The sequence below is a fragment of the Aquibium microcysteis genome, assembly GCF_014495845.1.
GTDB lineage: Bacteria > Pseudomonadota > Alphaproteobacteria > Rhizobiales > Rhizobiaceae > Aquibium > Aquibium microcysteis.
This window is the reverse complement of the sequence record NZ_CP061080.1, coordinates 2,485,704-2,511,727: the sequence shown is the minus strand read 5'-3', so window position 1 is coordinate 2,511,727 and position 26,024 is coordinate 2,485,704. Positions and strand designations below refer to the sequence as shown.

27 protein-coding genes and 2 tRNA genes are annotated in these 26,024 nt (G+C 68.1%); 11 read left to right on the top strand and 18 right to left on the bottom strand.

Going from position 1 to position 26,024, the window contains the following annotated elements:
- Positions 1-35: 35 nt before the first annotated feature.
- The 5 genes from IAI54_RS11675 to IAI54_RS11655 are packed head-to-tail and all read left to right on the top strand — an operon-like array spanning position 36 to position 7,564.
- Positions 36-2,174 (top strand): bi-domain-containing oxidoreductase, encoded by a 2,139-nt coding sequence (locus IAI54_RS11675; protein ID WP_187972496.1) that lies wholly within the window; start codon positions 36-38, stop codon positions 2,172-2,174.
- The gene (wecB, locus tag IAI54_RS11670; protein WP_187972495.1) at positions 2,171-3,265 is read left to right on the top strand and encodes a non-hydrolyzing UDP-N-acetylglucosamine 2-epimerase; all 1,095 of its coding nucleotides are present in this window, start codon (positions 2,171-2,173) and stop codon (positions 3,263-3,265) included. The genes IAI54_RS11675 and wecB overlap by 4 nt, the downstream gene beginning before the upstream one ends.
- Positions 3,262-4,926, top strand: coding sequence for a heparinase II/III family protein (locus IAI54_RS11665; protein ID WP_235679338.1), 1,665 nt, complete (start codon positions 3,262-3,264; stop codon positions 4,924-4,926). Before wecB ends, IAI54_RS11665 begins: the two co-directional genes overlap by 4 nt.
- Complete coding sequence (locus tag IAI54_RS11660; protein WP_235679337.1) at positions 4,890-6,176, top strand: glycosyltransferase family 4 protein; 1,287 nt, start codon at positions 4,890-4,892, stop codon at positions 6,174-6,176. Before IAI54_RS11665 ends, IAI54_RS11660 begins: the two co-directional genes overlap by 37 nt.
- A 38-nt stretch (positions 6,177-6,214) precedes the next feature.
- Complete coding sequence (locus IAI54_RS11655; RefSeq protein WP_187972494.1) at positions 6,215-7,564, top strand: nucleotide sugar dehydrogenase; 1,350 nt, start codon at positions 6,215-6,217, stop codon at positions 7,562-7,564.
- 135 nt (positions 7,565-7,699) lie between these two features.
- Here the strand turns inward: IAI54_RS11655 and IAI54_RS11650 are convergent, their stop codons facing one another.
- From IAI54_RS11650 to IAI54_RS11595, 12 genes are all read right to left on the bottom strand, one after another.
- A complete protein-coding gene (locus tag IAI54_RS11650) occupies positions 7,700-8,965 on the bottom strand; it encodes a hypothetical protein (protein WP_187972493.1) in 1,266 nt (421 codons plus the stop codon).
- A 1-nt stretch (position 8,966) separates the two neighbouring features.
- Positions 8,967-9,923 carry a formyltransferase family protein gene (locus IAI54_RS11645; protein WP_187972492.1) on the bottom strand — a complete coding sequence of 319 codons (957 nt, stop codon included), beginning with the start codon at positions 9,921-9,923 and terminating at the stop codon, positions 8,967-8,969.
- 143 nt (positions 9,924-10,066) lie between these two features.
- Positions 10,067-10,142, bottom strand: a tRNA-Phe gene (locus IAI54_RS11640).
- A 419-nt stretch (positions 10,143-10,561) separates the two neighbouring features.
- Positions 10,562-10,774, bottom strand: coding sequence for a DNA gyrase inhibitor YacG (gene yacG / locus IAI54_RS11635; RefSeq protein ID WP_187972491.1), 213 nt, complete (start codon positions 10,772-10,774; stop codon positions 10,562-10,564).
- A 7-nt stretch (positions 10,775-10,781) separates the two neighbouring features.
- Positions 10,782-11,417: a Maf-like protein gene (locus IAI54_RS11630; RefSeq protein WP_187972490.1), complete on the bottom strand. Its 636-nt coding sequence runs from the start codon at positions 11,415-11,417 to the stop codon at positions 10,782-10,784.
- Between the two features lie 47 nt (positions 11,418-11,464).
- Positions 11,465-11,683: a translation initiation factor IF-1 gene (gene infA, locus IAI54_RS11625; protein ID WP_019172992.1), complete on the bottom strand. Its 219-nt coding sequence runs from the start codon at positions 11,681-11,683 to the stop codon at positions 11,465-11,467.
- Positions 11,684-11,782: 99 nt separating this feature from the next.
- Complete coding sequence (locus IAI54_RS11620) at positions 11,783-12,271, bottom strand: arsenate-mycothiol transferase ArsC (protein ID WP_420838277.1); 489 nt, start codon at positions 12,269-12,271, stop codon at positions 11,783-11,785.
- 5 nt (positions 12,272-12,276) lie between these two features.
- Positions 12,277-12,762, bottom strand: a complete 486-nt coding sequence (locus IAI54_RS11615; protein ID WP_187972489.1) for a UPF0262 family protein — start codon at positions 12,760-12,762, stop codon at positions 12,277-12,279.
- Positions 12,763-12,771: 9 nt separating this feature from the next.
- Complete coding sequence (gene hisD / locus IAI54_RS11610) at positions 12,772-14,064, bottom strand: histidinol dehydrogenase (RefSeq protein WP_187972488.1); 1,293 nt, start codon at positions 14,062-14,064, stop codon at positions 12,772-12,774.
- An 18-nt stretch (positions 14,065-14,082) separates the two neighbouring features.
- Positions 14,083-14,517, bottom strand: coding sequence for a DUF2948 family protein (locus tag IAI54_RS11605; RefSeq protein ID WP_187972487.1), 435 nt, complete (start codon positions 14,515-14,517; stop codon positions 14,083-14,085).
- 112 nt (positions 14,518-14,629) lie between these two features.
- On the bottom strand, positions 14,630-15,919 hold the full coding sequence (gene murA, locus IAI54_RS11600) for a UDP-N-acetylglucosamine 1-carboxyvinyltransferase (protein ID WP_187972486.1): 1,290 nt from the start codon (positions 15,917-15,919) through the stop codon (positions 14,630-14,632).
- 152 nt (positions 15,920-16,071) lie between these two features.
- On the bottom strand, positions 16,072-16,278 hold the full coding sequence (locus tag IAI54_RS11595; RefSeq protein ID WP_187972485.1) for a hypothetical protein: 207 nt from the start codon (positions 16,276-16,278) through the stop codon (positions 16,072-16,074).
- A gap of 98 nt (positions 16,279-16,376) precedes the next feature.
- Between IAI54_RS11595 and IAI54_RS11590 the strand changes: the two genes are divergently transcribed.
- Positions 16,377-16,451: transfer RNA gene (locus tag IAI54_RS11590), tRNA-Thr, on the top strand.
- 235 nt (positions 16,452-16,686) lie between these two features.
- Complete coding sequence (locus IAI54_RS11585; RefSeq protein ID WP_187972484.1) at positions 16,687-17,034, top strand: hypothetical protein; 348 nt, start codon at positions 16,687-16,689, stop codon at positions 17,032-17,034.
- A 19-nt stretch (positions 17,035-17,053) separates the two neighbouring features.
- Here the strand turns inward: IAI54_RS11585 and IAI54_RS11580 are convergent, their stop codons facing one another.
- Genes IAI54_RS11580 through IAI54_RS11560 form a run of 5 tightly spaced genes read right to left on the bottom strand, consistent with a single transcriptional unit; the run spans position 17,054 to position 23,308 of the window.
- Positions 17,054-20,107: a hypothetical protein gene (locus IAI54_RS11580; protein WP_187972483.1), complete on the bottom strand. Its 3,054-nt coding sequence runs from the start codon at positions 20,105-20,107 to the stop codon at positions 17,054-17,056.
- Positions 20,107-21,639: a hypothetical protein gene (locus tag IAI54_RS11575; RefSeq protein ID WP_187972482.1), complete on the bottom strand. Its 1,533-nt coding sequence runs from the start codon at positions 21,637-21,639 to the stop codon at positions 20,107-20,109. Before IAI54_RS11575 ends, IAI54_RS11580 begins: the two co-directional genes overlap by 1 nt.
- Before the next feature lie 4 nt (positions 21,640-21,643).
- Positions 21,644-22,372: a hypothetical protein gene (locus IAI54_RS11570; RefSeq protein WP_187972481.1), complete on the bottom strand. Its 729-nt coding sequence runs from the start codon at positions 22,370-22,372 to the stop codon at positions 21,644-21,646.
- A 10-nt stretch (positions 22,373-22,382) separates the two neighbouring features.
- Positions 22,383-22,871, bottom strand: a complete 489-nt coding sequence (locus IAI54_RS11565; RefSeq protein ID WP_187972480.1) for a hypothetical protein — start codon at positions 22,869-22,871, stop codon at positions 22,383-22,385.
- The gene (locus IAI54_RS11560; protein WP_187972479.1) at positions 22,868-23,308 is read right to left on the bottom strand and encodes a hypothetical protein; all 441 of its coding nucleotides are present in this window, start codon (positions 23,306-23,308) and stop codon (positions 22,868-22,870) included. Before IAI54_RS11560 ends, IAI54_RS11565 begins: the two co-directional genes overlap by 4 nt.
- A gap of 90 nt (positions 23,309-23,398) precedes the next feature.
- Between IAI54_RS11560 and IAI54_RS11555 the strand changes: the two genes are divergently transcribed.
- The 4 genes from IAI54_RS11555 (at position 23,399) to IAI54_RS11540 (ending at position 25,721) form a co-directional block, all read left to right on the top strand.
- Entirely contained in the window at positions 23,399-23,626 is a 228-nt protein-coding gene (locus IAI54_RS11555) for a hypothetical protein (protein ID WP_187972478.1), read from the top strand.
- Positions 23,627-24,375: 749 nt separating this feature from the next.
- Positions 24,376-24,639: a hypothetical protein gene (locus IAI54_RS11550; RefSeq protein ID WP_187972477.1), complete on the top strand. Its 264-nt coding sequence runs from the start codon at positions 24,376-24,378 to the stop codon at positions 24,637-24,639.
- A gap of 57 nt (positions 24,640-24,696) precedes the next feature.
- Complete coding sequence (locus tag IAI54_RS11545; protein ID WP_187972476.1) at positions 24,697-25,044, top strand: helix-turn-helix domain-containing protein; 348 nt, start codon at positions 24,697-24,699, stop codon at positions 25,042-25,044.
- 56 nt (positions 25,045-25,100) lie between these two features.
- Complete coding sequence (locus IAI54_RS11540) at positions 25,101-25,721, top strand: recombinase family protein (RefSeq protein WP_187972475.1); 621 nt, start codon at positions 25,101-25,103, stop codon at positions 25,719-25,721.
- A gap of 1 nt (position 25,722) precedes the next feature.
- Here the strand turns inward: IAI54_RS11540 and IAI54_RS11535 are convergent, their stop codons facing one another.
- Positions 25,723-26,019 carry a hypothetical protein gene (locus IAI54_RS11535; protein ID WP_187972474.1) on the bottom strand — a complete coding sequence of 99 codons (297 nt, stop codon included), beginning with the start codon at positions 26,017-26,019 and terminating at the stop codon, positions 25,723-25,725.
- Positions 26,020-26,024: the final 5 nt, after the last annotated feature.

The window sequence follows — 26,024 nt, the reverse complement described above, 5'->3', positions numbered from 1 at the left end:
ACGCACGACACCGAATCGGAGTATCGCCCGACGTCATGAAACAGATCCTTCAATCCCTTCGGAGCGGCGTCACGGAGGTGGCCGAGGTGCCGTGTCCGGCGGTGGGGGCCAGACAGGTCCTCATCCGGACGACGCGGACACTGGTCTCGGCCGGCACGGAGCGCATGCTGGTCGATTTCGGCCGGGCGGGGCTCGTCGGCAAGGCGCGGCAGCAACCCGAACGCGTGCGGCAGGTGCTGGCCAAGATGCGAACCGACGGTCTGGCTCCGACGCTGGAAGCGGTGTTCAGCAAGCTCGATCAGCCTCTGCCGCTCGGCTACTGCAACGTCGGGACGGTGATCGAGGCGGGAAGCGGTGTCGCCGGCCTCGCACCGGGCGACCGCGTTGTCTCCAACGGCCGCCACGCAGAGGCGGTCGCGGTGCCCCTCAACCTCTGCGCGCGCGTGCCCTCGGGCGTATCGGACGACGCGGCCGCCTTCACCGTTCTCGGCGCCATCGCGCTGCAGGGCATCCGCCTCGTGCAGCCGACGCTCGGCGAGGCCGTGGTTGTGACCGGGCTCGGCCTGATCGGCCTGATGACCGTCCAGCTTCTGCGCGCGCATGGCTGCCGCGTGCTCGGCATCGACATGGACCCGGCCAAGCTGCGGCTCGCCGAAAGTTTCGGTGCGACGACCGTCGATCTTGCCGCTGGCGTCGATCCGGTCGCGGCCGCGGAGGCGTTCTCGCGCGGTCGCGGGGTGGATGCCGTTATCATCACGGCCTCCACCAAGAGCAGCGAGCCGATGCATCAGGCAGCCCTGATGTGCCGCAAGCGGGGGAGGATCGTGCTGGTGGGCGTTGCCGGGCTGGAGCTCTCCCGAGCCGACTTCTACGAAAAGGAACTGCAGTTCCAGGTGTCGTGCTCCTACGGACCGGGCCGCTACGATCCCGACTACGAGGAGAAGGGGCAGGATTATCCGGTCGGCTTCGTGCGCTGGACGCAACAGCGCAACTTCGAGGCGGTGCTCGACATGCTGGCCGAAGGGCGGCTCGACGTCCAGCCGCTGATCTCGCACCGCTTCGCGCTTGACGATGCAGCCGAAGCCTATGATCTCGTGACGGGTGGGGTGCCTTCGCTCGGCATCCTGCTCGACTATCCTGCCGCCGGCGGAGTCCCGGACGCGGAGCTGACGCGCCGCACCGTGGTGCTGCCCGGCACTGCAGGCATCGCGACGGTGCCGGGGAAGGCCGGTATCGGCTTCGTCGGTTCGGGTAACTACGCCACGGGCGTGCTGATCCCCGCATTCAGGACGGCCGGGGCGCGGCTCGTCTGCGTGGCTTCCAGCGCGGGTGTCACCGGACTTCACGCCGGTCGCAAGTTCGGTTTCGAAAAGACGACGACCGATGCCGCAGTCATTCTCGACGATCCCGCGGTCGATGCCGTCGTCGTCGCCACGCGCCACGACAGCCACGCCTCTTTCGCCTGTTCCGCGCTGAAGGCCGGCAAGCACGTGTTCGTGGAAAAGCCTTTGGCGCTGACTCATGCCGAACTCGAGCGTATCGAGGCCGGGCACGCGGCCGCAGCGTCCAGTGGCGTCGCGCCGCTGCTGATCGTCGGTTTCAACCGTCGCTTCGCGCCGCATGTCGTGAAGGCGCGGGCGCTGCTTGCCGGCACCGGAGAGCCGAAGTCTTTCGTCATGACCGTGAATGCGGGAGCGATCCCCGCCGATCACTGGACGCAGGACAGGGCAACCGGCGGCGGCCGCATCGTCGGCGAAGCCTGCCACTTCATCGACCTGCTGCGGTTCCTCGCCGATGCGCCGATCGTCTCGTTCGATGCGCGGGCAATGGCGGCCCGAACGGGCGACACCGCGAGCATATCGTTGTCGTTCGCCGACGGGTCGCTGGGGACCATCCATTACTTCGCCAACGGGTCCAGGAGTTTCCCGAAGGAACGGCTCGAGATCTTCTCGGCCGGCCGCATCCTGCAGCTCGACAATTTCAGGAAGCTCACCGGTTTCGGCTGGAAGGGTTTCTCGCGGATGTCGCTCTGGCGGCAGGACAAGGGCCAGAAGGCCTGCGCAGCGGCCTTTTTGCGCGCGATCGAAGGCGCAGGACCGCCGCCGATCCCGCTCGCCGAGACCATCGAGGTTGCGCGGGTATCCATCGACGTCGCGGAGGCATTGCGGCCATGACCGTCATCGACATCGTCGCCGGCGCGCGGCCCAACTTCATGAAGATCGCTCCGATCATCCATGCCATGGAACGCAGGCGGAACGCTGGCGGGCCGCTGAGATACCGCCTCGTCCATACCGGCCAGCACTACGACGCGCGCATGTCGGGCGACTTCTTCGAACAGCTCGGCATCCCGCATCCCGACGTCAACCTGGGAGTCGGCTCAGGTACCCAGGCCGAGCAGACCGCCGGCATCATGGTTGGCTACGAACGGCTGCTGCTCGACGCGCCGAGCGCCGCCTGCCTCGTCGTCGGCGACGTCACGTCGACGATGGCCTGCGCCATCACCGCGCAGAAAATGAGGATCCCGGTCGCCCATGTCGAGGCGGGCATCCGCTCGGGCGACTGGGCGATGCCCGAAGAGATCAACCGGATGGCCACGGACGCGGTGAGCAACTGGTTCTTCACAACCAGCGCCTTCGCGAACGAGAATCTGCGGCGCTCCGGCGTCGCCGCCGACCGCATCTTCTTCGTCGGCAACACGATGATCGACACGCTTCTGGCGAACATGGAGCGACTGCGGCCCGCGGATTTCTGGCAGGAACTCGGGCTCGAAGCCGGCCACTACTTCGTCCTGACCCTCCATCGCCCCTCCAATGTCGACGGAACCGACCATCTGGAACGGCTCCTCGACGCGATAGGCGCGGGCACGCGAGGACGCCCGGTCGTGTTCCCCGTGCATCCGCGCACGCGCAAATCGATCGAGACGCTGGTGAACCTGCCTGCGACCCTGCACCTCGTCGACCCGCAGCCCTACCTGGAATTCAATCATATGGTCCGCCACGCCATGGCGGTCATCACGGATTCCGGCGGCATCACGGAAGAGACCACCGTCATGGGTGTTCCGTGCATGACGCTCCGGGACTCCACGGAGCGCCCGGAGACGGTGTCGGTCGGCACGAACGAGATACTGGGGACCGATCCCGCCGCCCTCCATGCGGCTCTCGACCGCCTTTTCGAACACGGCTGGAAGAAGGGTGGAATACCCGAGATGTGGGATGGCCGCACCGGTGAGCGCATCGTGACGGCACTCGAGGGACTCCTCGCTTGAGACGGCGGATCGGCCAGGCCGTCCTGCTCTGGCATACGGTCCGCCACCTCAAGCCGGTCCAGATCGGCGGGCGGGCGTGGTTCCGGCTGCATCGGCCGAAGCCGGATCTGGCACCCGCTCCGGCCCTGCGGGACCGGGCCGGCCCCTGGGTCCGGCCGGCCGGACGACAACCGAGCCAGCTCGGGCCCGACCGCTTCTGCTTCCTGAACCAGGAGGGCGATCTGGGCGGAGGCTGGGACGACGGCCGCCGCGACAAGCTGTGGCGCTACAACCTGCACTATTTCGACGACCTGAACGCCGACTCCGCGCAGGACCGCGTCGCCTGGCACCAGAGCCTGATCCGGCGCTGGGTGGCGGACAATCCGCCCGGCGTCGGGACGGGATGGGAGCCGTATCCGACCTCCCTGCGGATCGTGAACTGGATCAAGTGGACGCTCGCCGGCAACCGGCTGCCGCCGGAAGCCGTGCAGAGCCTCGCGGTGCAGGCGCGCTGGCTGTCGCGACGCCTGGAGCATCACCTGCTCGGCAATCATCTCTTTGCCAATGCCAAGGCGCTCGTCTTCGCCGGCAGCTTCTTCACGGGCGACGAGCCGGCACGCTGGCTATCGCGGGCGGCAACGATCCTGAAGCGCGAGATCCCCGAGCAGATCCTCGACGACGGCGGCCATTTCGAGCTGAGCACGATGTACCACGCGCTGGCGCTCGAGGACGCGCTCGATCTCGAGAATCTGTGGCGGGCCTACCCGGATTCCCGAAGGCTCACGGCCGGTATCGACGGACTGGTCGCCGCGCGGATCGCGCCGATGCGACGCTGGCTGACGGCCATGTGCCACCCGGACGGCGAGATCGCATTCTTCAACGATTCAGCCTTCGGCGTCGCTCCCCCACCGGCAGCGCTGGATGCCTATGCGTCGCGGCTCGGGCTGGATCCGATTGGTCCGGGCAAGGCGGGTCTGCTGCGCGACAGCGGCTATGCACGCCTGGAGGCGGGACCGTCGGTGGTTCTGGCCGACGTCGCGCGCGTCGGTCCGGATTATCTTCCGGGCCATGCCCATGCCGACACGCTCTCGTTCGAACTGTCGGTGGGCTGGCAGCGGGTACTCGTCAATTCGGGAACGTCCGTCTATGCCGCCGGACCGGAGAGGCTCAGGCAACGCGGCACGGCGGCCCACAACACGGTGGTCATCGCAGGCGAGAATTCGTCCGAGATCTGGTCGGCCTTCCGCGTCGCGCGGCGCGCGCGGCCGTTCGATCTGTCGATCGAGGACGACGGATCGACGACTGTCCTTGCCTGTTCCCACGATGGGTACACCCGGCTCGCGAGAGGCGCAGTCCACCGCCGAACGCTCATCCTGCAGCCCGGCGGCCTGACGGTCGAGGACGTGCTCGCCGGCGGCGCGGATCCGGCCGAGGCGCGGTTTCACTTCCACCCTTCCTGGGACGTCGCCGTAGACGGCGCGCATGGGCGCGCAGTCTCCGACCGGGGGCAAGTCGTCGCTTGGGTCATCGAAGCCGGCACCGCCTCCATCCAGGCGGGCACCCATCATCCGGAGTTCGGAATCAGCCTGCCGTCTGCTTGCCTCGTCGTCGGGCTTGAGGCAGGACGCAGCCTCGTACGGTTCACGTGGTCTTCCGTCTCCAGTTCTTCAGGCTCGATCTGATGCACATCCTGTTCCTCAGCGACAATTTTCCCCCGGAGGTGAACGCTCCGGCCAGCCGGACCTTCGAGCATTGCCGCGAATGGATCGCCGCGGGTCACGAAGTGACCGTGATCACCTGCGCTCCCAACTTCCCGCAGGGACGCGTCTTCCCCGGATACCGGAACCGCCTGTGGCAGAAGGAGACGATGTCGGGGATCACCGTGATCCGCGTCTGGTCCTACATCACCGCCAACGAGGGCTTTGCCCGGCGTATCGCCGACTATGTCAGCTACATGATCAGCGCGATCGCCGCGGCCCCCTTCGTTCGCCGGGCGGACGTCGTCGTGGGCACGTCGCCGCAGTTCTTCACTGCCGTGGCTGCCTATGTCGTCGGCCTCGGAAAGCGCGTCCCGTTCGTCTTCGAGCTGAGAGACCTCTGGCCCGAGTCGATCCGCGCCGTCGGAGCGATGTCGAAGAGCCGGATTCTAGACTGGCTGGAGCAGGTCGAACTGTTCCTCTATCGGCGCGCCGCGCTCGTCGTTTCGGTGACGGAATCCTTCCGGAGCGATCTCCAGCGGCGCGGGATCGACCCGTCGAAGGTCGCGGTCATCACCAACGGGATCGACGCCAGCCGCTTCCAGCCGCGGCCGAAGGACGAAGCCCTGCTCGACCGGCACGGTCTGAAGGGCAGGTTCGTCGCGGGCTACATCGGGACGCACGGCATGGCCCATGGACTGGACACGATCCTGGATGCGGCCGCGCTGCTGAAGCGCGAGCCCGGCGGCGAGCGGTTCCGGCTTCTGCTCCTCGGCGACGGTGCCGGGAAGGCAGCGCTCGTCGAACGCGCCAGGCTCGAAGGTCTCGACAACGTCGTCTTCGTCGACACCGTGTCCAAGGATGAGGTGGTCCGCTACTGGTCGCTTCTCGACGTCTCGATCATCCATCTGAAGAAGACGGACCTCTTCCGGTCCGTCATTCCCTCGAAGCTTTTCGAATGCATGGGCATGGCCATCCCCGTACTCCACGGCGTCGAAGGCGAATCGGCCGCGATCGTCGAGCGCGAGAAGGTCGGACTTGCGTTCGAGCCGGAAAATGCCGCCGAACTGTGCCGATTGCTCGTCGAGCTAGAGCAAGACAGGATGCGTCTTGAAGCCCTGGCTGCGAATGGTCCGGTGGCGGCACTCCGCTATGACCGCAAGGAACTGGCCCTGAGGATGCTGCGGTATCTCGAGAAAGTGGTCCGGCGGGAGCCCCTGTCCGATCCGGTCTGACGGGATTGAACGAATGAAAGCTGCGGGTTGGTGATGGAATGAACGAACACATCAAGGCACTGAACGACCACGGTCTCGGCGGCAGGCTTGCCCGCCGAGAGGCGGTCATCGGCATCATAGGGCTCGGCTATGTCGGTCTGCCGCTGGCGGCAGCCTGCGCACGGGGCGGGTTCGGCACGGTGGGTTTCGACGTCGACCTCGGCAAGATCGAGGCGCTGGAGGACGGGCGGTCCTACATCGACGCGGTGGCGTCGGAGGAACTGTCGGCCTTCATTGCGGCGGGACGCTTCCGGGCCACGGGCGACTTCGCGCAGCTCGCCGCCTGCGACGTGATCGTGATCTGCGTGCCGACGCCCCTTACCCGTCACCGGGAACCGGACCTGAAATACGTCACCGGCACCGCCGAGACGATCGCGGCAAATCTGCGGCGCGGCCAGCTGGTGGTGCTGGAATCGACCACCTTCCCGGGCACCACCGACGGCGTGGTGCGGCCGATCCTGGAGCAGAGCGGGCTCGTGAGCGGCACCGACTTCTTCCTCGGCTTCTCGCCCGAGCGCGAAGACCCCGGCAATGCGTATTTCCACACCGCCTCCATCCCCAAGGTCGTGGCGGGCGAGGGACCCATCGCCTCGGCGCTGGTCCAGGCCTTCTACGGCGCCGTGGTGGCGCGGGTGGTGGCCGTGTCGACACCGGCGGTGGCGGAGGCGGTCAAGATCACGGAGAACGTCTTCCGGGCGGTCAACATCGCGCTCGTGAACGAGCTCAAGGTGATCTACGACGCCATGGGCATCGACGTCTGGGAGGTGATCGATGCCGCCGCGACCAAGCCCTTCGGCTACATGCCGTTCTATCCGGGACCCGGGCTCGGCGGCCACTGCATCCCGATCGACCCCTTCTACCTCACCTGGAAGTCGCGCGAGTTCGGCCTGACGACCAAGTTCGTCGAGCTCGCCGGCGAGATCAACGTCTCGATGCCGCGCTACGTGATCGCCAGCCTCGAGCGCCATCTCGACCTGCGTCAGAAGACCTCGCTCGGCGCCGCGCGCGTGCTGATCCTCGGCCTCGCCTACAAGAAGAACGTAGCAGACATTCGCGAGAGCCCGTCCTTCCACCTGATGGACATCCTGGCGGCACGGGGCGCTGCTGTGGACTACCACGATCCGCATGTGCCGGTGATCCCCGCGACACGCGAGCACGCCCAGTACGAGGGCATCCGCTCGGTGGCGCTGACGGCGGACAGCCTCGCAGGCTATCATGCCGTGCTCGTCTCGACCGACCACGACGCGGTCGACTATGCGCTGGTCGCGCAGCACGCGCGGCTGGTGGTCGACACCCGCAACGTCTTCGCCCGCAAGGGCATCCCGTCCGAGGTCGTCGTCAAGTCCTGAAGCGCTCGGGATCGTCGCGGATCGGCGATGCCCGGCGGAGCCGTGGCGGAGCGGACGGGACGGCGGGCGGACCACCTGAGCGCATCGGCCGTCCGGCGCGGTCACCGGTCGCCGGCCGGGTCGAGGCCGGCGGGATCAGGGCGATTCGTCGGCGCCGTCCGGCCGGGCGCGGTGCGGGCGCCAGCCCTGCCGCGACGCCCGCCAGTACCGGGCCCTGTGCTTCGCCCGCCTGAGCCGCAGCCTCAGCACTTCGGTGTCGACGAACGACAGCCGCTGCCGCGATCGGTCATAGTCGGCGAGCGCGTGGTCGATCTCCGCCACCAGGCCTCCGCACCTGCCCGCCGTGGCTGCGGCCTGGCGGAGATAGACGAATTCCGAGCGGATGGCGTCGTCGGAGATCGTGAAGCGGTCGGCCGCCCTGTCGCGCATGGCCCGGACACGCGCCCGGCTGGTGCCGCCGGACAATCTTGTCCATCCCGGTGCCTTGCGGACATCGTGCGGGAAGGTCGGCGCCTCGCCGGCCGCATCGAGCACCTCGAGACAAGCGAGGGCGAAGCGGCACTTCCGGCAGCGGCCGCAATTGACGAGGGAATCGTTGTTGCAGATGTGCAGCCGCTGCATCAGCGCGGGCTCGGCCAGGATCGCCCGGACCTTGTCCAGCCGCTTGACGAGACCGTGGTGCTCGATGCGCGCACCGGGCGTGCCGAGGAGAGGGTCGAGGGCGGGGTGCGAGCCCCACGGTTCGTCCCAGGCCGTCTCGTCGCCGGACGAGGCGATCAGCACGGTCTCGAACGCGGCAGCCAGCAGATGGCGGATCCCGGCCATGGCCGATCCGTGGAATTCGATCCAGCCGAGGAAGGGCTGCATGGCGGCCCGCACGTTGCTCTCGACCACGACCGGCCGCAGGCCGAGGGCCGCGGCGGACTGTTCCAAGCCGCCGGCCAGCCGGCGCCCGGCCGCTCCGCCTTCCCCCGGAGCCCGCGCGTCGACGATGGTGACGAGAGCGTCGAGACGCGCCTTCTCCGTTGCCAGCGAATAGGACGAATCGATTCCACCCGAATAGAACAGCGCCGTGCCGCGTCCGGCGGACCAGGACCGGCCGGCCGGCGTGGCCGAAACGTCCACGCGGCGATAGTCGGGATACCACGAACAGAGCAGGTCCTGGATCGCCGCCGCATTGGCGAGGAGCGCCGGATCCACGCCGCCCTCGACGCGAAGCGGCGCGCCGATTTCCATCGCCGGTACGAGGCCGAGGCAGAGCAGGGCGTCGGGATTGGCGACGAGCGGCAGGGCGTCGCAGCGGAAGAAGATCGTTCCGACCCTCCGCGCGCCGGCGGACAGGCGGATGCGGATCTCATGCGCGGTGCTGCCTTCTTCGAAGGCAAGGGACAGCGGTTGCATGTCAGGCTGTCCCGCGCGCGGAGACCGATCGCAGGGCCTCCACCTTGCGCGCCCAGACGAGCGCCTTCGACAGCGGCGTACGCCGGCGCAGGCGCAATCGGGCGTCCTTCACGTCGAGTTCCACCTCGCGCAGCCCGACGCGCGGCGGCAATCCGGTCGGCAGGCCGAGATGCCGGCTGAAGCCTCCCAGCGAAACGATCGTTCCGCCGGCGCCGACGCAGTGCAGGCCGCCGGTGTCGCCCAGGGTCTCGCAGAGGAAGCGTGCCCGTGCCGCGTCGACGGCCGGCCCGATGGCGAGTTCGGCCCGCGTCGGGCGACGGTAGCTGCCGCTGCCCGGCACCTGGGGCGTGGCCGCGAGGCGGCCGGCGAGGTAGTCGAGGAGCGGGCCGCCGGCCAGTTCTCCCGCCGCGACCGCCTGCAGCGCTTCCCAGTGATGATAGCTGCGGGCCTGGCTGCGCGGCACCGGGCGGCTGGCGATGACGGGACCTTCGTCGATGCCGGGTGAAAGCACGTGCAGCGTGACGCCGCCGGCCAGGTCGGCCTGCCCGTCGAGCAGCATGCCGATGCGCGGCGAGGGGCCCTTGTAGTCGGGCAGCAGGGCCGGATGGAGGTTCACCGCCCTGCCACCGAAATGGCGCAGCAGCGGGGCGGGGACGATCTGATGCGTCATCAGCGTCATCAGCACGTCCGCTTGCACCGCGTCGGCCCGCGCGGCGGCCTCGTGCCAGCCCTTCAGCGGCGGGCAGAGCCGCACCGGCACGCGGTGGCGCGCCAGCAGCCTGACGACGTCCCATCGGGGAAAGAGCCGGCCGATGAGCCCCCGCGGCGGGCGGAGCAGGGGACTGTCCGCCGCAAAGCACCAGACCTCCGCGATCCCGTTGCCTGCACGCAGCCAGGCCCCGGCCACGCCGGCCGGTATCCAGCCCTTCTCGGCGATGAGGATGGCGGTATGCGGCACGCGGTCACCCTGTTCTGCGACCTGCCGCGCCGCGCGGGATGCGCCGCGAAGGGCCTGGACACGACTTAGATTCAACGACGCGCTTGCGTCTACCGCAAACCCGATCGGGTTCGCGGCGGGAGGACGGTAAGGGATCGGAGGAGTGGTGCCCAGGGGCGGAATCGAACCACCGACACTGCGATTTTCAGTCGCATGCTCTACCAACTGAGCTACCTGGGCGTGACGGGCGGGCCGTCTTTTCGTCTCGGGCATCGCCCGAAAGCGCGTGGGTTATAGCATGCAAAATCGCGGTGTCCAGCGCCCCGTGACAGAAATCCGACAGCAAATCGGCGGCCCTTGCGGAAGGTCCTCGTGACGCCGCCGGGCATGGCGGCAAGCCGGTCGCGCCTGCGCGGCGGCGCCTGCCGGGGACGCCGTCGAACGGATTCCGAAAACTGCCGCAAGTCCTTGAAAGACAGACGCGATGGCCGGCACAGGATGCGGCGCCGGGCGCCGTGGCAATGCGGTCTGGGGACCGGTTCCCGCGATGCAGGCGGGCCGAAGCTCGGCATCCGCCGCCGCCTGCGCGCCGCCGCATCCTGCCAACCGCCCGCATGCTCCGCCAGCGCCTGGGCGGGTGCGGCCGCCGCCGCCGCGGCTTAGTCCTCGTCGCGGTCGCGGCGATCGCCCGGATCGGCGTCGGCGGGTTCGCCGGGGATGACGTAGGCGCCCGAGAGCCAGCGGTTCAAGTCGCGGTCCTTGCAGCGGGTGGAGCAGAAGGGATAGGTCTCGCGCGCCGAGGGCCTGCCGCATTCGGGACATTTGACGCGGGGGCGCAGCGGCGTGACGCTCGAGGGAACCTTGGCCGTCATCGGCGCCTCACGCGGTCCCCAGGCCCGAGACCCAGTTGAAATGAACCTTGTAGCCCTCGCCCGCGAGGAGCGAGACGGTCTCGTAGAGCGGCAGTCCGACGACGTTGGTATAGGAGCCCACCAGCTTGATGACGAAGGTGCCCGCCAGACCCTGGATGGCATAGCCGCCGGCCTTTCCCCGCCATTCTCCGGAAGCGAGGTAGCTCTCGGTCTCGTCGCGCGACAGCCGCTTGAAACGCACGCGCGTGTCGACGAGGTTCTGGCGGACCTTGCCGGCAGGCGTGATCAGGCAGAGGCCGGTGTAGACGCGGTGCGACCGTCCAGAAAGCAGGCGCAGGCAGGCGGTGGCGTCGTCGAGCAGTTCGGCCTTCGGCAGGATGCGCCGTCCCACGGCCACCACCGTGTCGGCGGCGAGGACGTAGGCATCGCGTTCCCAGCCGTCCTCGGCGGACAGGGTCGCGAAGGCCCGCTCGGCCTTCTCCTTCGACAGCCGCTTGGCCAGCGAGCGCGGCTGTTCGGCCCGCTGCGGCGTCTCGTCGATGTCGGCGGGGCAGATCCGGTGCGGTTCGATCCCGGCCTGCTGGAGCAGTTCGATGCGGCGGGGAGACCCCGAAGCGAGCACCAGCTTCTGGAAAACGCTCATCGAAATCCTGTCGGCGCTGCAGGCGCACGCATGGAGCCGCGGCGCGGCTACTTGAAGCGGTAGGTGATGCGGCCCTTGGTCAGGTCGTAGGGCGTCATCTCGACGAGCACCTTGTCGCCCGTCAGCACGCGAATACGGTTCTTGCGCATGCGGCCGGCGGTATGAGCGATGATCTCGTGCTCGTTTTCGAGCTTCACCCGGAACATCGCGTTGGGGAGCAATTCCGTGACGGTGCCCGGAAACTCGAGGACTTCTTCCTTCGGCATTCGATACCTTTTCATGAGTGAAAGCCCGGCGCGGAGCGGGTCCGGGCCGGGAATTGCGCGGAACCTATCGTATTATGCCCGGATTGTGAACCTCGTTCTTCACCGGGGCGGAATCCTGGCGTCGACGCCGAAACGCGTGCCTATCCGCCGCGCGAGGCGGTCGCGCACGTCGCGGTAGGCTGCAAGGATCTGGTCGCGCGTGCCGCCTGCGGTCGAGGGGTCGGGCATCGGCCAGTATTCGACGTCCGAGGCAAGCGCGCGCGTCATGTCGAGGGCGGCATGGTGCGCCTCGGGCGCCAGCGTCACGATGAGGTCGAAATAGCCGTCCTCCAGATCGTCGAGCAGGCGCGGCTGACGCTGACCGAGCGACAGGTTCTGCTCGGCGAGGACGGCGTCGACGAAGGGATCGCGCTCGCCGGGCCGCACGCCGGCCGATGCCACGTAGACTCCGGGCAGCAGCCGGCGGGCGATCAGTTCGGCCATGGGCGACCGGATCGCGTTCATGCCGCACAGGAAGAGGACCGATCCGGGCGTGCGGCCGGACGGCGCGCCGGGCACGGCCTGGTCGGTTGGCGGCGTGTCGGCCACGCCTTCTACCCGCGCCAGTGCAGCACGCAGACCAGCGTGAAGAGCCGACGCGCCGTATCGAAATCGACCTCGATCTTCCCCGACAGGCGGTCCATGAGGGTGCGCGATCCCTCGTTGTGCAGACCGCGGCGGCCCATGTCGATCGCCTCGATCTGGGAGGGCGTGGAGGAGCGGATCGCCTCGTAGTAGCTCTCGCAGATCATGAAGTAGTCCTTCACGATGCGACGGAACGGCGTCAGCGACAGGATGTGCGTGACGATGGCGCTGCCGTCCTCGCGCGAGACGGCGAAGACGAGGCGCGAATCGACCAGCGACAGCTTCAGCCTGTAGGGACCGCCGTCCGCGTCGCCGACGGGGTGGAAGACGTTCTCCTCGATCAGGTCGAAAATGGCGACGGCGCGCTCGTGCTCGACGTCGGGCGTGGACCGTCCGATCGACTCGTCGAGCTCGACGTCGATCAGCCGATGGTTGCTTGCCGCGTCCGCACCCACCGCAGGCTCCTAGAGATTGAGGCGAATGGCGACCGATCGCGCATGCGCGCCGAGCCCCTCGGCTTCGGCGAGCGCGATGGCGGCCGGCGCGAGAGCGCGCAGCTGGTCCGCTCCGAGCTTGAGCAGGGAGGTCCGCTTGACGAAGTCGAGGACCGACAGGCCCGACGAGAAGCGCGCCGAGCGCGCCGTCGGCAGCACATGGTTCGACCCGCCGACATAGTCGCCGATGACCTCCGGCGTGTGCCGGCCGATGAAGATCGCGCCGGCATTGCGGATCTTCGGCACGAAGGCCTCGGCACCTGCGAAGGCCAGTTCGAGATGCTCGGCCGCGATGCGGTCGGCGAGCGGCACGGCCGCGTCGAGGTCGGGCACGACGATCACGGCGCCGAAGTCACGCCAGCTGGCCGCTGCGGTTTCAGCGCGGGGGAGGGTGGCGATCTGCCGCTCGACGGCCTGCTCGACGCTGCGGCCGAAGGCGGCGTCGTCGGTGATCAGGATCGACTGCGCGGCCGCATCGTGTTCGGCCTGGGCGAGCAGGTCCGCGGCGATCCAGTCCGGATCGTTTTCCGCATCGGCGATCACCAAAACCTCGGATGGGCCTGCGATCATGTCGATGCCGACGGTGCCGAAGACCTGCCGCTTGGCCGCCGCGACATAGGCGTTGCCGGGACCGACGATCTTGGCGACGGGGCGGATGGTCTGCGTCCCGTAGGCCAGTGCCGCCACGGCCTGCGCGCCGCCGATCCGGTAGATCTCGCTGACGCCCGCCAGGTGCGCCGCGACGAGGACGAGCGGGTTGAGCACGCCGTCGGGGGCGGGCACGACGATGACGATGCGCTCGACGCCGGCCACCCGGGCGGGCACCGCGTTCATCAGCACGGAACTCGGGTAGCTCGCCGTGCCGCCGGGCACGTAGAGGCCGACCGATTCGATCGCCGTCCAGCGCGAGCCGAGTTCCACGCCGATCGGGTCGACGTAGCGGTCGTCGTGCGGCATCTGGCGGGCGTGGTGGGAGGCGATGCGGTCGCGCGCCAGCGTCAGCGCCTCGACCGTCCGCGGATCGGCGCCGGCGACGGCTTCGGCGATCTCGTCTCGCGTCACCGCCAGGCTCGCCGCCGTGAAGCCGTTGCGGTCGAAGCGGTTGGTATACTCGACCAGGGCTGCGTCGCCTTCGGCGCGCACCCGGGCGAGGATCGCGCGCACCGTCTGGTCGACGTCCTCCGAAACCTCGCGCTTCGTCGACAGAAACGCGACGAAGTCCGCTTCGAACTCCGGGGCGGTGGAAAGGAGCGTGATGGCCATTCGGATTCCCAGCGGATATCAGACGCGGTGCGCGGGGCGGGAGGTTGCCTCCCACGCGCCGCCGATGTCGGCGACCCGCGCCTCGATGCACTCGACCTCGAGCCGCATCGTGGCGCCGCCCGAGAAGAGCAGATCGACGTGCCCGGCCGGCGCGTCCGTCTCCTCGAAGCGGACCGCCAGCAGCGACAGCACCTCGGCCGGCCTGTCGCGGTCGATGCCTGCGGTCCTGACGGAAAGCACGCGGTCGAAATGGAGGGCTGCCCTGCGGCGCTCGTCGTGCCGGCTGAACAACCTCTTCGGCGCCTCCCACACGAAGCGGTTCATGGCGATCACCACCCGCTTCTCCTGCGCACGCCAGTCGATGTCGCCGACCCGCAGCACGGCATCCTGCACATGCGCGGACACCACCTGCAGGTCTTCGGCATCGAGGGCGAGCAGTTTCAGCGGAGGCATGAACTCACGTCCGATCGTTCGGTATCGGCCCTGTGTTAGGCGGTCTCGTCCGATCATGCAATGCGGCGATCGGGCGGGACTTGCGCCCCTTCCCGCCACCGGCGGGCGGCACTCAGCCGGAGATGCGCTCCACCGTCGCGCCGCAGCGCGACAGCTTCTCCTCCAGCCGCTCGAAGCCGCGGTCGAGGTGGTAGACACGGTTGACGGTGCTCTCTCCTTCGGCCGCCAGCGCCGCGATGACGAGCGAGACGGAGGCCCGCAGGTCCGTCGCCATCACCGGCGCGCCCTTCAGCCTGGACACGCCGTCGACGATGGCCGACTGCCCCGACAGGCTGATGCGGGCGCCGAAGCGGGCGAGTTCCTGGACATGCATGAAGCGGTTCTCGAAGATCGTCTCGGTGATCCTCGAGCGTCCGGTCGCCATCGTCATCAGGCCCATGAACTGGGCCTGCAGATCGGTCGGGAAGCCCGGGAAGGGCTCCGTGGTCACGTCGACGGGCGCGATGCCGGCGCCGTTGCGGGCGACGCGAATGCCTTCGTTGGTCTGGGTGACGTGCGCTCCGGTCCGCGTCAGCGTCTCGAGTGCGCTCTGCAGAAGGTCGGCGCGGGCGCCCTGGAGCAGCACGTCGCCGCCGGTCATGGCGACGGCCATGGCATAGGTGCCGGTCTCGATCCGGTCCGGGATGATGCGGTGGCGCGCGCCCTTGAGCGACGTGACGCCCTCGATGGTGACGGTCGAGGTGCCGGCACCCGTGATCCGGGCGCCCATGGCGTTCAGGCAGTCGGCGAGGTTGACGACCTCCGGTTCGCGGGCGGCGTTCTCGAGGACGGTCTCGCCGCGGGCGAGCGACGCCGCCATCATCAGCACGTGGGTCGCACCGACCGAGACTTTCGGGAAGACGTAGCGCGTGCCGATCAGGCCCTTCGGCGCATTCGCCACCACGTAGCCGGTGTCGATGTCGATCTCGGCGCCGAGCGCGCGCAGCCCGTCGATGAAGAGATCGACCGGGCGCGTGCCGATGGCGCAGCCGCCGGGCAGCGACACGCGCGCCTCGCCCATGCGCGCCAGAAGCGGGCCGATCACCCAGAAGCTCGCGCGCATCTTCGACACGAGGTCGTAAGGCGCGGTGGTGTCGACGATGTTGCGGGCCGTGAAGTGGATCGTCCGCGAATAGCCGGTGTCCTGGCTCTCGCGACGGCCGTTCACTGAATAGTCGACGCCGTGATTGCCGAGGATCCGGATCAGCTGCTCGACGTCGGCCAGATGCGGGACGTTCTCCAGCGTCAGCGTGTCGTCGGTGAGAAGCGAGGCGATCATCAGGGGCAGCGCCGCGTTCTTGGCGCCGGAGATCGGGATCACACCCTTGAGTTCGTTGCCCCCGACGATCCTGATTCGATCCATGTCCTGTCCTTCCGCCGATGGGCGTACCGAGGCCGGGACCGTTGCGACTCCCGCCTGAATTGGCCGCTCCTAGAGCAATGACGGCGTTCCTTCAAGGAAAGCCTGTCCCCGGCAGCCGATCTGCTTGCAGAAACCGGCGGAAATTCGACCGGTCAGCTTTCCGGCACCTCCGGCCCGACGTCCAGTCCCTGGCGCTCGTCGGCATCGCCGGCGCGGCGCGCGCGCGCCTGCTGCTTGCGGCGCTGCAGGTTCACCCGCAGCTGCTCGGCCAGCCGGGCCTTGCGGCGCTCGGCGGCCGCATTCTCCGCCCGGCCGGCTCCCGTACCGCCGCCTGCCGCTTTGCGTCCGTCCTCGTCCATCCCGGCCTGCGCCCGATTCCCCGATGCGTCGATGCACGTCATACTACGCTTGCGCTTCGGATTTCGATATGCAAGAAGGCGACCGCATTCGACGGATCGCTGCCGTAGCTCAGTGGTAGAGCACTCCCTTGGTAAGGGAGAGGTCGAGAGTTCAATCCTCTCTGGCAGCACCATTTTTCCGCAATGTTTTCAACATCTTAGTTACATGTCGCCCCGGGCGGCCGGCTCGCCTGTAGGGCCGGGCAGCACCTGGGCAGCACGCGGCGGGCGAAGCGGTCCCGGCGCCCGGCATTGCGTGCCCCGCGAAGCTGTGCATGGATATCCTTCAGAAATGTGCCGCGTGGAAGTATCGTCCGGCGCGCGGGCCGCTCGGCGAAAGCACCGAGCCCTTGATGAAGGACAAGCAACGTGTCGGATGCTGGAACGCTCCTGATCCTCGTCGTCGGCGGCGTACTCGGCATCGTCGTTCTGTTCTGGCTGACGCTGTTCATGGGCCTGGCTGTGCTCGGAATCATCCTCGAAGTGCTTTTCCTGCCCTTCAGGATCCTCCTCGTGGTCGGGGCCGTGTTCGGCGCCTTGGCGTCCGGGATCGGCCGATTCTTTTCGAGGCGGCGCCTTCGCTCGATCGCACGCGGACCGGAAGCCCCGCCGCTCGCCAGCGGGGGCTCGTCTCGACCCGTGCTGCCCACGCAGCCGCGGCCAGGCCATCCCGACTATCTGGCGTGGGCCAACCGGGAAGGCCGTTTCTCGGATTGAGCGGCGGCGCCGACGAACGTCAGCGGGCTTCCATGGTGCGGAAGTAGTCTTCCCACGTCTCCGCGCCGGACGGCGGCCTGACGGTGCGCTGCCCGATCTCGTCGACCTGCGAGACGCCTTCCCCGATCCAGTCCATGGCGGCCTGAACGTCGTCGTCTTCGGCAAGAGCGCCGGTCAGCACGTCCGCCCAAGCCGGCGCGAAGCCGATCGCCTGCGATTCCGTCACGGGGTCGAGGCTGATCCGCTTCGTGTTCGTCATCCACTGGCGGAAGCCGGGATTCGTGACGAGCTGCGCCAGGCCGCGAGAGATGGCGGCTGCTTGGATGGCACTGGCCGGGCGGGAAAGGATGCCCGTGATCGCCGCGCCCGCTGCGAGCCCGCCGATCGCCGAGGTCGTGGCGTCCCGCTCCTGCCGCCGCGCTGTGATGACCGCCAGATCGCGAAGGGCCTGGCGGGTGTCGGGCGAAAGGAGCGCGTTGACCCGTTCCGCCTGCTGGCGGGAGACGCTGTCGCCGCCGGCTCCGAGGATTTCCGCGATGCCCTCCGCGTCGGCGGGGTTCGCTTCGGTGCTCACGAGCCGGCGCACGGCGTCGAGCCCGGATCGGCCCTTCGTGATGGAGCTTTCGACGATGTCGGCAACGATGCCTCGCTCGACGTTGGCCCGGACATCGGGCGGCATCTTGCCGAGCACCATGCGGGCCTCGTCCGGCGAGGCGCGGCGATACAGCCACGGGACAAGCTCTTCGGCCTTCATCCTCGCAGCGGCGCCGCTCTCGCCGCGCAGGAACGGCGCGATGACGCCGGTGCGGTACTCACGGGCGATCTGATCGTCGGCCGCGGCAGCGGCGCGCAACTGCCCGAGGATGTTCGGCGTGCCCTGGGCCGAAAGCGCGTCCGCATCGAGGTACTTCGACCGGTTCGACACGTCGGCAGCGAGATTGCGAAGCTGCGTCGCGTCCTTCACGCCGAACAGTTCCCGCACCGTCTCGTCGTCGAGCCGGTTCAACTCGGAAACCAGCCCGTTTGCGTTGACCAGCCGGCGACCGTAGAGCGTTTCGCTCCGGCCGGTGCCGAGGATTTGTTCGACGGCGTTCCGGCGCGTGCTCGCCCACTCGGGGCTCTGCGCGCCCATCAGGTCTCGCGTCTCGCGGATGACGCCGGGATTGCCGCGGCCCGAGAGCATGCGTTCCACGATGCGATTGTCCTCGACGTAGCCGAGATTCGTCGGATCGCGGTAAAGCTCGACCACACCCTTTCGGGAGAAGCGATCGATGTTCTTCGCATAGTAGGTGTTCGCGTCACGGAGCGCGGAGCGGAGTTCCGGCGATCCGGCGGTTGCCACGCTCCCATCGATCGCCCGCGACAAGGACTGCCGGAGCTGTTCCAGGTAGCGCTCCGGAACGCCGGGAAGAAGACCCTTGTCCTCGATCGCGTCGCTTACGAGGGTGCGCATCTGGCGCGCCTGGTCGATCGTGATCTGCGGCGCGATCTCGTCCACGCCGGTCAGGAACCGGGACAGTCCCGGAGGGGCGAATTTCGAGCTGGCGCCGCCGTCCTTGCTCGGCGGCAGCGCGTCCCGAATCCGCTTCACCTGATCGCGAACCTGCGTCATGTCGACGATCGGGTCCATCCCGCCCGGCGCGGCGCGGGCGATGTCATAGAGCCGCTTCGCTTCGCTTCGGAACTGCTCCCGCGAGCGGTCCAGGCCGGAACGGGTCCGCCTGCCGGCAGCTTCCGCGCTCATCTCAGGCCCCTGGCGGGCAGTCAGAGCGCGTTCGTTGCCGTCGATCATGTCATCGGCGCGGCCGAGTGCCTGTTCGCGGTCGATGACGAGATTCTGGCGCTGCGTGCCAAGCTCCGCGACGGCCTCACGGCCTGCTGCGTTCGGGTCGACGCCGCCCGTGAGGTCGCGCTGGTACTGGTCGACGGCGCGGTCCCCGCTTTCGCGGTACTGACGCATCTTCTCCGACGAGCCCGGCAGCTTCTCCAGCAGGCCCTCGACGCGCGGGATGAACCCGCCCGCTCCTCCTTCGGAAGGAAGCGGCGCGATGTCGTAGCCCTGGCGCTGCAGCCGATCGGCCGCGGCGCGGTACTCCACTGCCATCGGGTCGGACGCACTGGCCGCAAACGGCGCCCGGGCCTTGCTGAGCAGCGCGGTTCCGGCATGCATGCCGCCGCCGGTGATCAGGCCGATGATCGCATCCGTCGTCAGTTCGCCGCCGGCGCGCGGCAGCACGTCGCTAACGATGCTCGGCTCGGCCGCCCGGTTCTCGGGGAACATCCGGCCGACGCTCTCGCCCACCAACTGCGCGCCGGTGGCCGAGAGGGCAGCGGACGCCGGGATCCCGGCCGCAGGACCGGCAGCATAGGCCGGTACGGACGCCGCAGCGCCGCCGACTGCGCCGACCACGTCCGGCACGCCGCCGGCCATGCCCGCGATGTCGCCGAGGTCGATGCCGGGCGGGTTGAAGAGGCGTTCCGTACCGTCCTCGGCCCGCGTCACGATGCGGTCGGTCGGGTTCCCGAAACGGTCTGCCATGCGATACCAGCCCTGGCCCTCCTGGCCGTACCGCTTCGTGAGATAGAGCCTCTGCGCTTCGGGCGTGTTCAGGAAGCTCGAATAGACGCGCTCCCCGATCGGAGCCCCGCCGTCCAGGGCGACGCCAGGCGAGGAGGCGGCGATCTGCTCCGCTTCCCGCCTGCCGCTCATCTGCTGCATCGTGCCCTCGATGAAGCGCGAGCCCATGAATGGCGTCTCGCTCGTCGGAGCGCCGACGGCGGCGAGGATTTCGCTCATCATGTCGATCGGAGAGCCGAGCACACCGGCTGACGTCTGCATCGCCCGGTCGCCGAACGTCGGGGCGGGCGAGGCGTCCGCGCGAGGCATCGGCTGGCCTCCAGGAACGCCGCGCGCGTCGCGCCTGTCCCACGCAGGCGTATTGTCGGCCGCAGACGCCGCGCCCTGCGCACCTTGGCGGAGCGCCGTCTGCTGCTTCGCCACGCGCGCGATGACCTCCGGCGCGGTGCCTTCGGGAAACTCGAGGATGGTCCCGTCGAAAAGCTCTGCTTCCATCACTGCACCTGGTTTCCGTTGGCGTCGAAGCGAAGCCGCTGCGGCGCGACGGCCGGCGCCGTCGACCGCGGGGCCTGAGCGGGCATGTCCACGCCCGGAATCACCCCGTTGGGCGAGTGCGGGACACGCGAGAGAACATCCGTTGCGTAGGTCTGAGCGACGCGCGGAGAGATGGCGCCCTCGTCGACCAGACGGCCGAGCATCGCACGGTCCAGCGGCGGCAGCGGCCCGGCGCCTGTCCGGATCGACCCGGCGAACTTCTGGCGGTAGGCATTCAGGGCGATCAGCGAAGCCAGCTTGGCTCGCGCGCCCGGAAGGCTCTCGCCGAGGCCGTCGGAGACCATGACGGCGTTCGCAGCGCGCCTGTCCGCGTCGGAGAGGCGATCGTCGGAGACGAGGGCGCGGGCGAGTCCGAGCGTCGTCGCCTTCATCTGGTTTCTCGCGGCCGCAACGTCCGTGCGCGCGAGGTCCGGGTAAATCTGCGCCGCGTAGTTCGTCAGCAGGTCGTTGACGTTGCCGGCCACGCCGAGATCGTCGGAACGGAGGTTGTCGAACAGCGCCGTCAACTCGCTCGACGCGCGCGCCGACTCCGCTTCCTGGCTCTGAAGGTCGGTCTGGCGGGATACCGTCTGGTCGCCGCCCGTGGAGAAGCGAACGCCGCCCTGCCCATCGACTTCGAAGGACATGCCGCCGCCGGTGCCCTCGCGCCGGATGACGTTCGGAACGGGGTTTCCGGTGTTGCTGTCGCGGATCCTGCCATCGGGGCCGACGTAGCCGGGGAAGCGGACTTCCCGCCCGTCTTCGCCGACCGCCAGGAAGTTGTCGACGCGCTCCGCGGAAGGGCGATCGTAGGGCTGCGCGCCGGTGCGCACGGCGGCTCCGGGCGTCATGTACCGCGGACCGTCGGGGCCGGCCACTTCCACGGGAGCCCGTTCGCCGACGATGGCGTCCACGAGCATCTGGTTGCTGATCTCGCCGCTGTCGATCAGCCGCTGCTGTACGCCGGCCTTCATCTCCGTCTCGGAGAGCGGCTTCGGAGCGCCGGCCACGCCGGGCACCGTGACGTCGGGCATGCCGTACTGCGCCGCGAGGCTGGACGGCAGTTCCGGCCGGACCTGGCCCGGATTGAGGGGCTGGAACAGCGTCCCGAGCAGGCTGCGGTTGTTGTCGAGCTGGTTCGTCTGCAGCATGCGCGCGTTGTCGGCCGCGTTGTTCGCGCGCGACGTCGTGGCCTGATTGTCGTAGCCGTACCGCTGCGTGGCGTTGTTCCGGTCCACTGCTTCGAGCGACTGGCTCGGATTGAAGCGGCCGGCGCCAATGCCCGCGCGGTCGAGCATTTCCCAATCCGTTTCGGGGTTCAGGGAAAGGTCGAAGTATTTCGCCAGCCGCGAAGCCTCTTCCCGCTTCGCATTGGCGTCAGCCCATGCCGAGGCTTCCGCGCCCGTGGGAGGACGGAACATCTCGACGAGGTTCGACGCGGCCTGTGCGAAGCCAGCATCGTTGAAAAAACGGTTCGAGCGGATGCCTGTCACGGGATCACCGATAAATCTTGCTGGGGTCGTTGGGATCTGCCGGCTTGAAGCCGTACAGCGATGGGTACCGGAAAGGCCCCATGAATTCGTCGATCGCGGCTTGCTCGGCGGCCTGCTTGCCGGCCTTGACCTTGGCGCCGTAGGCCGCCGTTCCGGCCGCTCCGACGCCGAAGAGGTCGCCGAGCAGTTGGAAGCCGCCGCCCTGACGCGACGCTGCGTCAAGTTCCAGCGGAAGCGCGCCGGCGGAACCGCGCTTGAAGTCGCCGATCTGCGCGATCTGCCCGGCCGTCCGGGCCTGCTTGCGCGCCTTGTCGCCGGCCACGTCGCCGAAGGCCCGCAGGTTCCCGAGCGCCATGCCCTGCGCATTGGAGAAGTCGCGCGCCTTGCCGCGCTGGTTCGCTTCCTCGCGCATGACCAGATTCGAGGACGTCGGTGCGACCGACGCCATCTCCTGGGAGGCCGCCGCGTTCTGCCCGGCCGACGACGCGCGCTGCTCCGTGAACATCTGGCCGAGTTCGCTGGCGCGTTGCTCCTGATCGGCGCCGAACGTGTCGTAGCTCTGCTGCGCCTCGGCGTTCAGCGCGCTCGCCTGCTGGTCGAAGCCGCGCTGGCGAATGCGCTCGGCGCGCAGCGCGTCGTCGCGCGCGGCCTGCTGCTTGCTGGCCGCGATCTGGTTGCTGACGACGGAGCCCGCGGTCAGCGCGATAGAAGTGATGGTCAACGGGTCGCACATAGCGGTTTCCTTAGTGGAGATGCCGGTCCGGCTGCGGCATGGCTGCTACGGCGTCGCGGATCATGAACGACCGCAGGAGCGGGTCGCCCCGCGCGTTGATCTCCTGCCGGTAGGCGAGGGCACGCAGTTCCGCCGCGAAGCGCCGTGCGTGCAAGTTGCGATCCCAATTCAGGGTGGTATCGCGATCGGCAAGCAGCCCCGAAGCGGCTGACATACCAAGCGATATCGCTGGCCACGATATCTTGTGGCCGACGCGATCGAGGAGGTCGTCCGCCATGCCGGCGAGAAGCTCGCGGAACGCGTTGCGGAACCGGTCGTCCAGGTTGGGGAAGCCCGGCGTGGCAAGCGCGGCGCGGCACAGATGCTCGATCGCGTCGGCGATTTCCGTCAGATACACGGTGCGAACCTGCGGCGCGCGCAGGATCGTGGCGGCTGCGCGCAGGTGGCGGTCGGCCTGGACGGCTGCGTCGTCGCTGGAGGCTTCGCTGTGGGGCGTCATGCTGCCTTCCTCGCGATTTCGAAGAACACGGGCTCCGCTTCGCCGCACGCGCGGCGCTCGGCCTTCTGGCGGCGAAGATCGGCCGTCCAAGCAGCGTTGCAGAAGATGCGGGCGTCAGCGCGAGCGTCGGCGATACGGTCCTTCGCGTTCGCCCGCTCCGCACGCGGCCTCGCCCAAAAGCAAACCAGCGTCGCGAGACCGGCGAATCCGTCGGCGATGATCTCCCGATCGACCTCCGGCGGGAAGAAGCGAAGGGCGTCAACGTGGTCCTCCGCGACCCGCTCCAGCAGGTAGTCGCGATCATCCTCGCCTATCTGCCCGGTGAGGGCGCGCCTCAACAGGGCGTCGGCCTTGGTGCCGATGAGCGTCGCAGCCGTATCCGGCTGTACCGCTGCCGGATGCCAGGACCACCGCTTCCAGTCGTCGATCGTGGTCATGCCGCTCTCCGTCCATAGAGGTCGTGGGAACCGGAATGGCGGTGGCTGCCCACTTCGTGTAATCTCTGGCCGACGACCAGGAGACAGCCGATGCGCCTTCCGCGAGAACTGGCCGCGCCATACGCAGATGCGTTGTCGCGGGTGATTGCTGCCGATGAGCGCCGCGGAGCGGACCCCGACCGGATACGGCGCGCCCAAGCGCTGCTGATCGACGTGCGGGCGTCGTCATGCGCTCCGGCGGCTACGGTGCCGGGCGCCGAAATGGCGAAGATCGTCGATCTCGCGGCATACCGACGCGAGCGCCTGGCGTACCGCTGAAGCGGGCTGTTTCCGGATGTCTGGCGGGGTTCGCGGCTCGGCATCGCGTTCACGGTTGGCTTGACGAACTGTAGCGTTCGCGAAGTGGGCCAGTGACGGGCTCCGAAACGGAGCGGCGATGCGGCTTCCCGGGATCCGCAGGTTGACGGGATGTTCCCATATACCATGGGCGCCCAATCGGGCGAAGGGGCCATCTGCCATTTTGCGACCGGCGTCATCATGCCGTGCAGAATCGGCCTGCGAGGCGTACGATTCAACGCCTCCTTTCCCGACAGAAATGGTCCAAATCCTGCGCCGCGCCCCGGGCGCACGCGCCCGATGGACGTCGTCTCGGGCCTCGTGAAGTCGCGATCTCGTCGAGTGCGACGACGGATAGGGCGCGACAGGTCGGATGCGACGGCAAATCGATCGCAACGACGGGTCAACGGCTCGATCGCAGCGGCGGGTCAAAGTTTCAGATGACCGTAAATTCCTATGGGGCGGGGCCGCCGGCGGGCGAGGGGGGCCGGGACTGCCGGCAGGGGGCGGGGCGGGGGTCGGCCGCGGATGAGGGGGCAACCGGGGCTAGTGCAGCCGACTGTCGCGAGCGTAGTATAGACAGGGGAGAATACAAGCAACGTTCGTATAAGTTGTATCTTTGAGTATTGTATAATGAACAAAATCAACATGATACACAATAAGTTCTTGCATCTATCCATAGTTCGTCATAGCTTGAGGGTGCAATGACAACTCCAAAGGAGGAATTACAAATGCACATCGAAGCTTCTGATACCGCCCCTGCCGCTAGCCGGTTTGTCAATGAACTGATCGCCGAACGGGACGTCACCACGCCTGAGCGTCAGGTGTTCAACCGAGTGGCGGGCGAACTGCTCGAGTTCTACGCTCTTACCGGATACGCCATCCACGGCAAGAAAACCGCCATGTGCGAAGCGGCCGATGAGATCGCAACGATGTGGCGCCTGACGAGAGATCCGCTCATCCGCGTGAAGGCGGTTCAGCTTCTCGCCCGCTAACAGTCCAACCGACGCGAACGCCCGGCGCAAGCCGGGCGTTTCGCATTTTGGGAGTCCATGATGGAAGAAACCGTACTGCTCACCGAGGACGAAGTCGCCGAGCGCTTGCGCTGCCACAAATCGAAGGTCGCCAGGTTCCGCAAGCGCGGCTTGCTGCCGCACATCGTCGGCCGCCCGATTCTGATCCGCCTTGCGGACCTGGAAGCCTTTATCGCGTCTCAGGTGGTGAACCCGCCGTCACCCGAAGAGACCAGAATCGCCGAGAATGAGGCTATCCGCGAGCGCGCGGCGCGTTCATTCCTGAAGATGTCGATGCGGGGCGAAACGCGGCCGATCCTAGCCGGTTCGATTTGGGTGTACCTCAATGGAACCGGTGATCCGACCGGTTCCATAAGTACCGTTTGACACCCTAACCGAACCGGATATAACCGAACTACCCTAATCGAACCGGGAGACCGAAAATGTTCGTTCGTGCCTACATGCGCGCTTCTACGCGCGACCAGGACGCGGAACGCGCCCGAAAGCAACTCGAGGAATTCGCGGCCGGCCGCGGTCTCACGATCGCAGCCTGGTACGTCGAGAACGAATCCGGCGCCAAGCTTGACCGGCCGGAGCTATTCCGGCTCCTGCGCGATTGCCAGCCGGGCGACGTGTTGCTCGTCGAGCAAGTCGACCGGCTCAGCCGGTTGCGGGCGGACGACTGGCGCACCTTGAAAGCGCAGATCGCGGAACGCCGCGTGAAGGTCGTCGCGCTGGATCTTCCCACCAGCCACCAATTCTCCGCCAGTGGCGCCGACGATATCACGGAACGCATCTTTGACGCCATGAACGCGATGATGCTCGACGTGCTCGCTGCAGTCGCCCGGAAGGACTACGACGACCGGCGCCGGCGCCAGGCGCAAGGGATCGGCAAGGCGAAAGCCGCCGGCCGCTACTCCGGTCGGCCGGAGAACGTGAAGCGGAACGCCGCGATCATCCGGATGCTGAAGGAAGGGCAGCCGTGGAGCTCAATCCAAGCCGCGTCCGGCTGCTCACGCTCGACGCTCAGCCGGTTGGCCCGGCGCCTGAAGGAAACCGCGTGAATCAGATATTGGCGCAACCGCCAGAACGCGAGATGGAGACGATCTGCCAATCGTCGGCAACGCCAGATGCGCCGGTCTGCGTAGTTTCGACCATCATTCGGCATGTCGCGTCGACCGCGACGGCCGGCGCGCCGTAAACCGATGGCTGAAAGACTTGGATCGGCGGACCGGAAACGACAAAGACGCGTCCGCCAGCCGTAGGCATGAAGTCTGTCGGGAAAAGCCCCGTCTGGGCCGAAAATTCGGCCATAGTCAGGCCGTTGAAGGACCGGAAGCGAGCGTCCTCGACGTCGGCCATTTGCT

Coding starts and splice junctions, on each gene's coding strand:
- IAI54_RS11675 (WP_187972496.1), top strand. CDS start 36: ATGAAACAGATCCTTCAATCCCTTCGGAGCGGCGTCACGGAGGTGGCC.
- wecB (WP_187972495.1), top strand. CDS start 2,171: ATGACCGTCATCGACATCGTCGCCGGCGCGCGGCCCAACTTCATGAAG.
- IAI54_RS11655 (WP_187972494.1), top strand. CDS start 6,215: ATGAACGAACACATCAAGGCACTGAACGACCACGGTCTCGGCGGCAGG.
- IAI54_RS11650 (WP_187972493.1), bottom strand. CDS start 8,965: ATGCAACCGCTGTCCCTTGCCTTCGAAGAAGGCAGCACCGCGCATGAG.
- yacG (WP_187972491.1), bottom strand. CDS start 10,774: ATGACGGCCAAGGTTCCCTCGAGCGTCACGCCGCTGCGCCCCCGCGTC.
- IAI54_RS11630 (WP_187972490.1), bottom strand. CDS start 11,417: ATGAGCGTTTTCCAGAAGCTGGTGCTCGCTTCGGGGTCTCCCCGCCGC.
- infA (WP_019172992.1), bottom strand. CDS start 11,683: ATGCCGAAGGAAGAAGTCCTCGAGTTTCCGGGCACCGTCACGGAATTG.
- hisD (WP_187972488.1), bottom strand. CDS start 14,064: ATGGCCATCACGCTCCTTTCCACCGCCCCGGAGTTCGAAGCGGACTTC.
- IAI54_RS11605 (WP_187972487.1), bottom strand. CDS start 14,517: ATGCCTCCGCTGAAACTGCTCGCCCTCGATGCCGAAGACCTGCAGGTG.
- murA (WP_187972486.1), bottom strand. CDS start 15,919: ATGGATCGAATCAGGATCGTCGGGGGCAACGAACTCAAGGGTGTGATC.
- IAI54_RS11595 (WP_187972485.1), bottom strand. CDS start 16,278: ATGGACGAGGACGGACGCAAAGCGGCAGGCGGCGGTACGGGAGCCGGC.
- IAI54_RS11580 (WP_187972483.1), bottom strand. CDS start 20,107: ATGGAAGCAGAGCTTTTCGACGGGACCATCCTCGAGTTTCCCGAAGGC.
- IAI54_RS11570 (WP_187972481.1), bottom strand. CDS start 22,372: ATGTGCGACCCGTTGACCATCACTTCTATCGCGCTGACCGCGGGCTCC.
- IAI54_RS11565 (WP_187972480.1), bottom strand. CDS start 22,871: ATGACGCCCCACAGCGAAGCCTCCAGCGACGACGCAGCCGTCCAGGCC.
- IAI54_RS11560 (WP_187972479.1), bottom strand. CDS start 23,308: ATGACCACGATCGACGACTGGAAGCGGTGGTCCTGGCATCCGGCAGCG.
- IAI54_RS11555 (WP_187972478.1), top strand. CDS start 23,399: ATGCGCCTTCCGCGAGAACTGGCCGCGCCATACGCAGATGCGTTGTCG.
- IAI54_RS11550 (WP_187972477.1), top strand. CDS start 24,376: ATGCACATCGAAGCTTCTGATACCGCCCCTGCCGCTAGCCGGTTTGTC.
- IAI54_RS11545 (WP_187972476.1), top strand. CDS start 24,697: ATGATGGAAGAAACCGTACTGCTCACCGAGGACGAAGTCGCCGAGCGC.
- IAI54_RS11540 (WP_187972475.1), top strand. CDS start 25,101: ATGTTCGTTCGTGCCTACATGCGCGCTTCTACGCGCGACCAGGACGCG.
- IAI54_RS11535 (WP_187972474.1), bottom strand. CDS start 26,019: ATGGCCGACGTCGAGGACGCTCGCTTCCGGTCCTTCAACGGCCTGACT.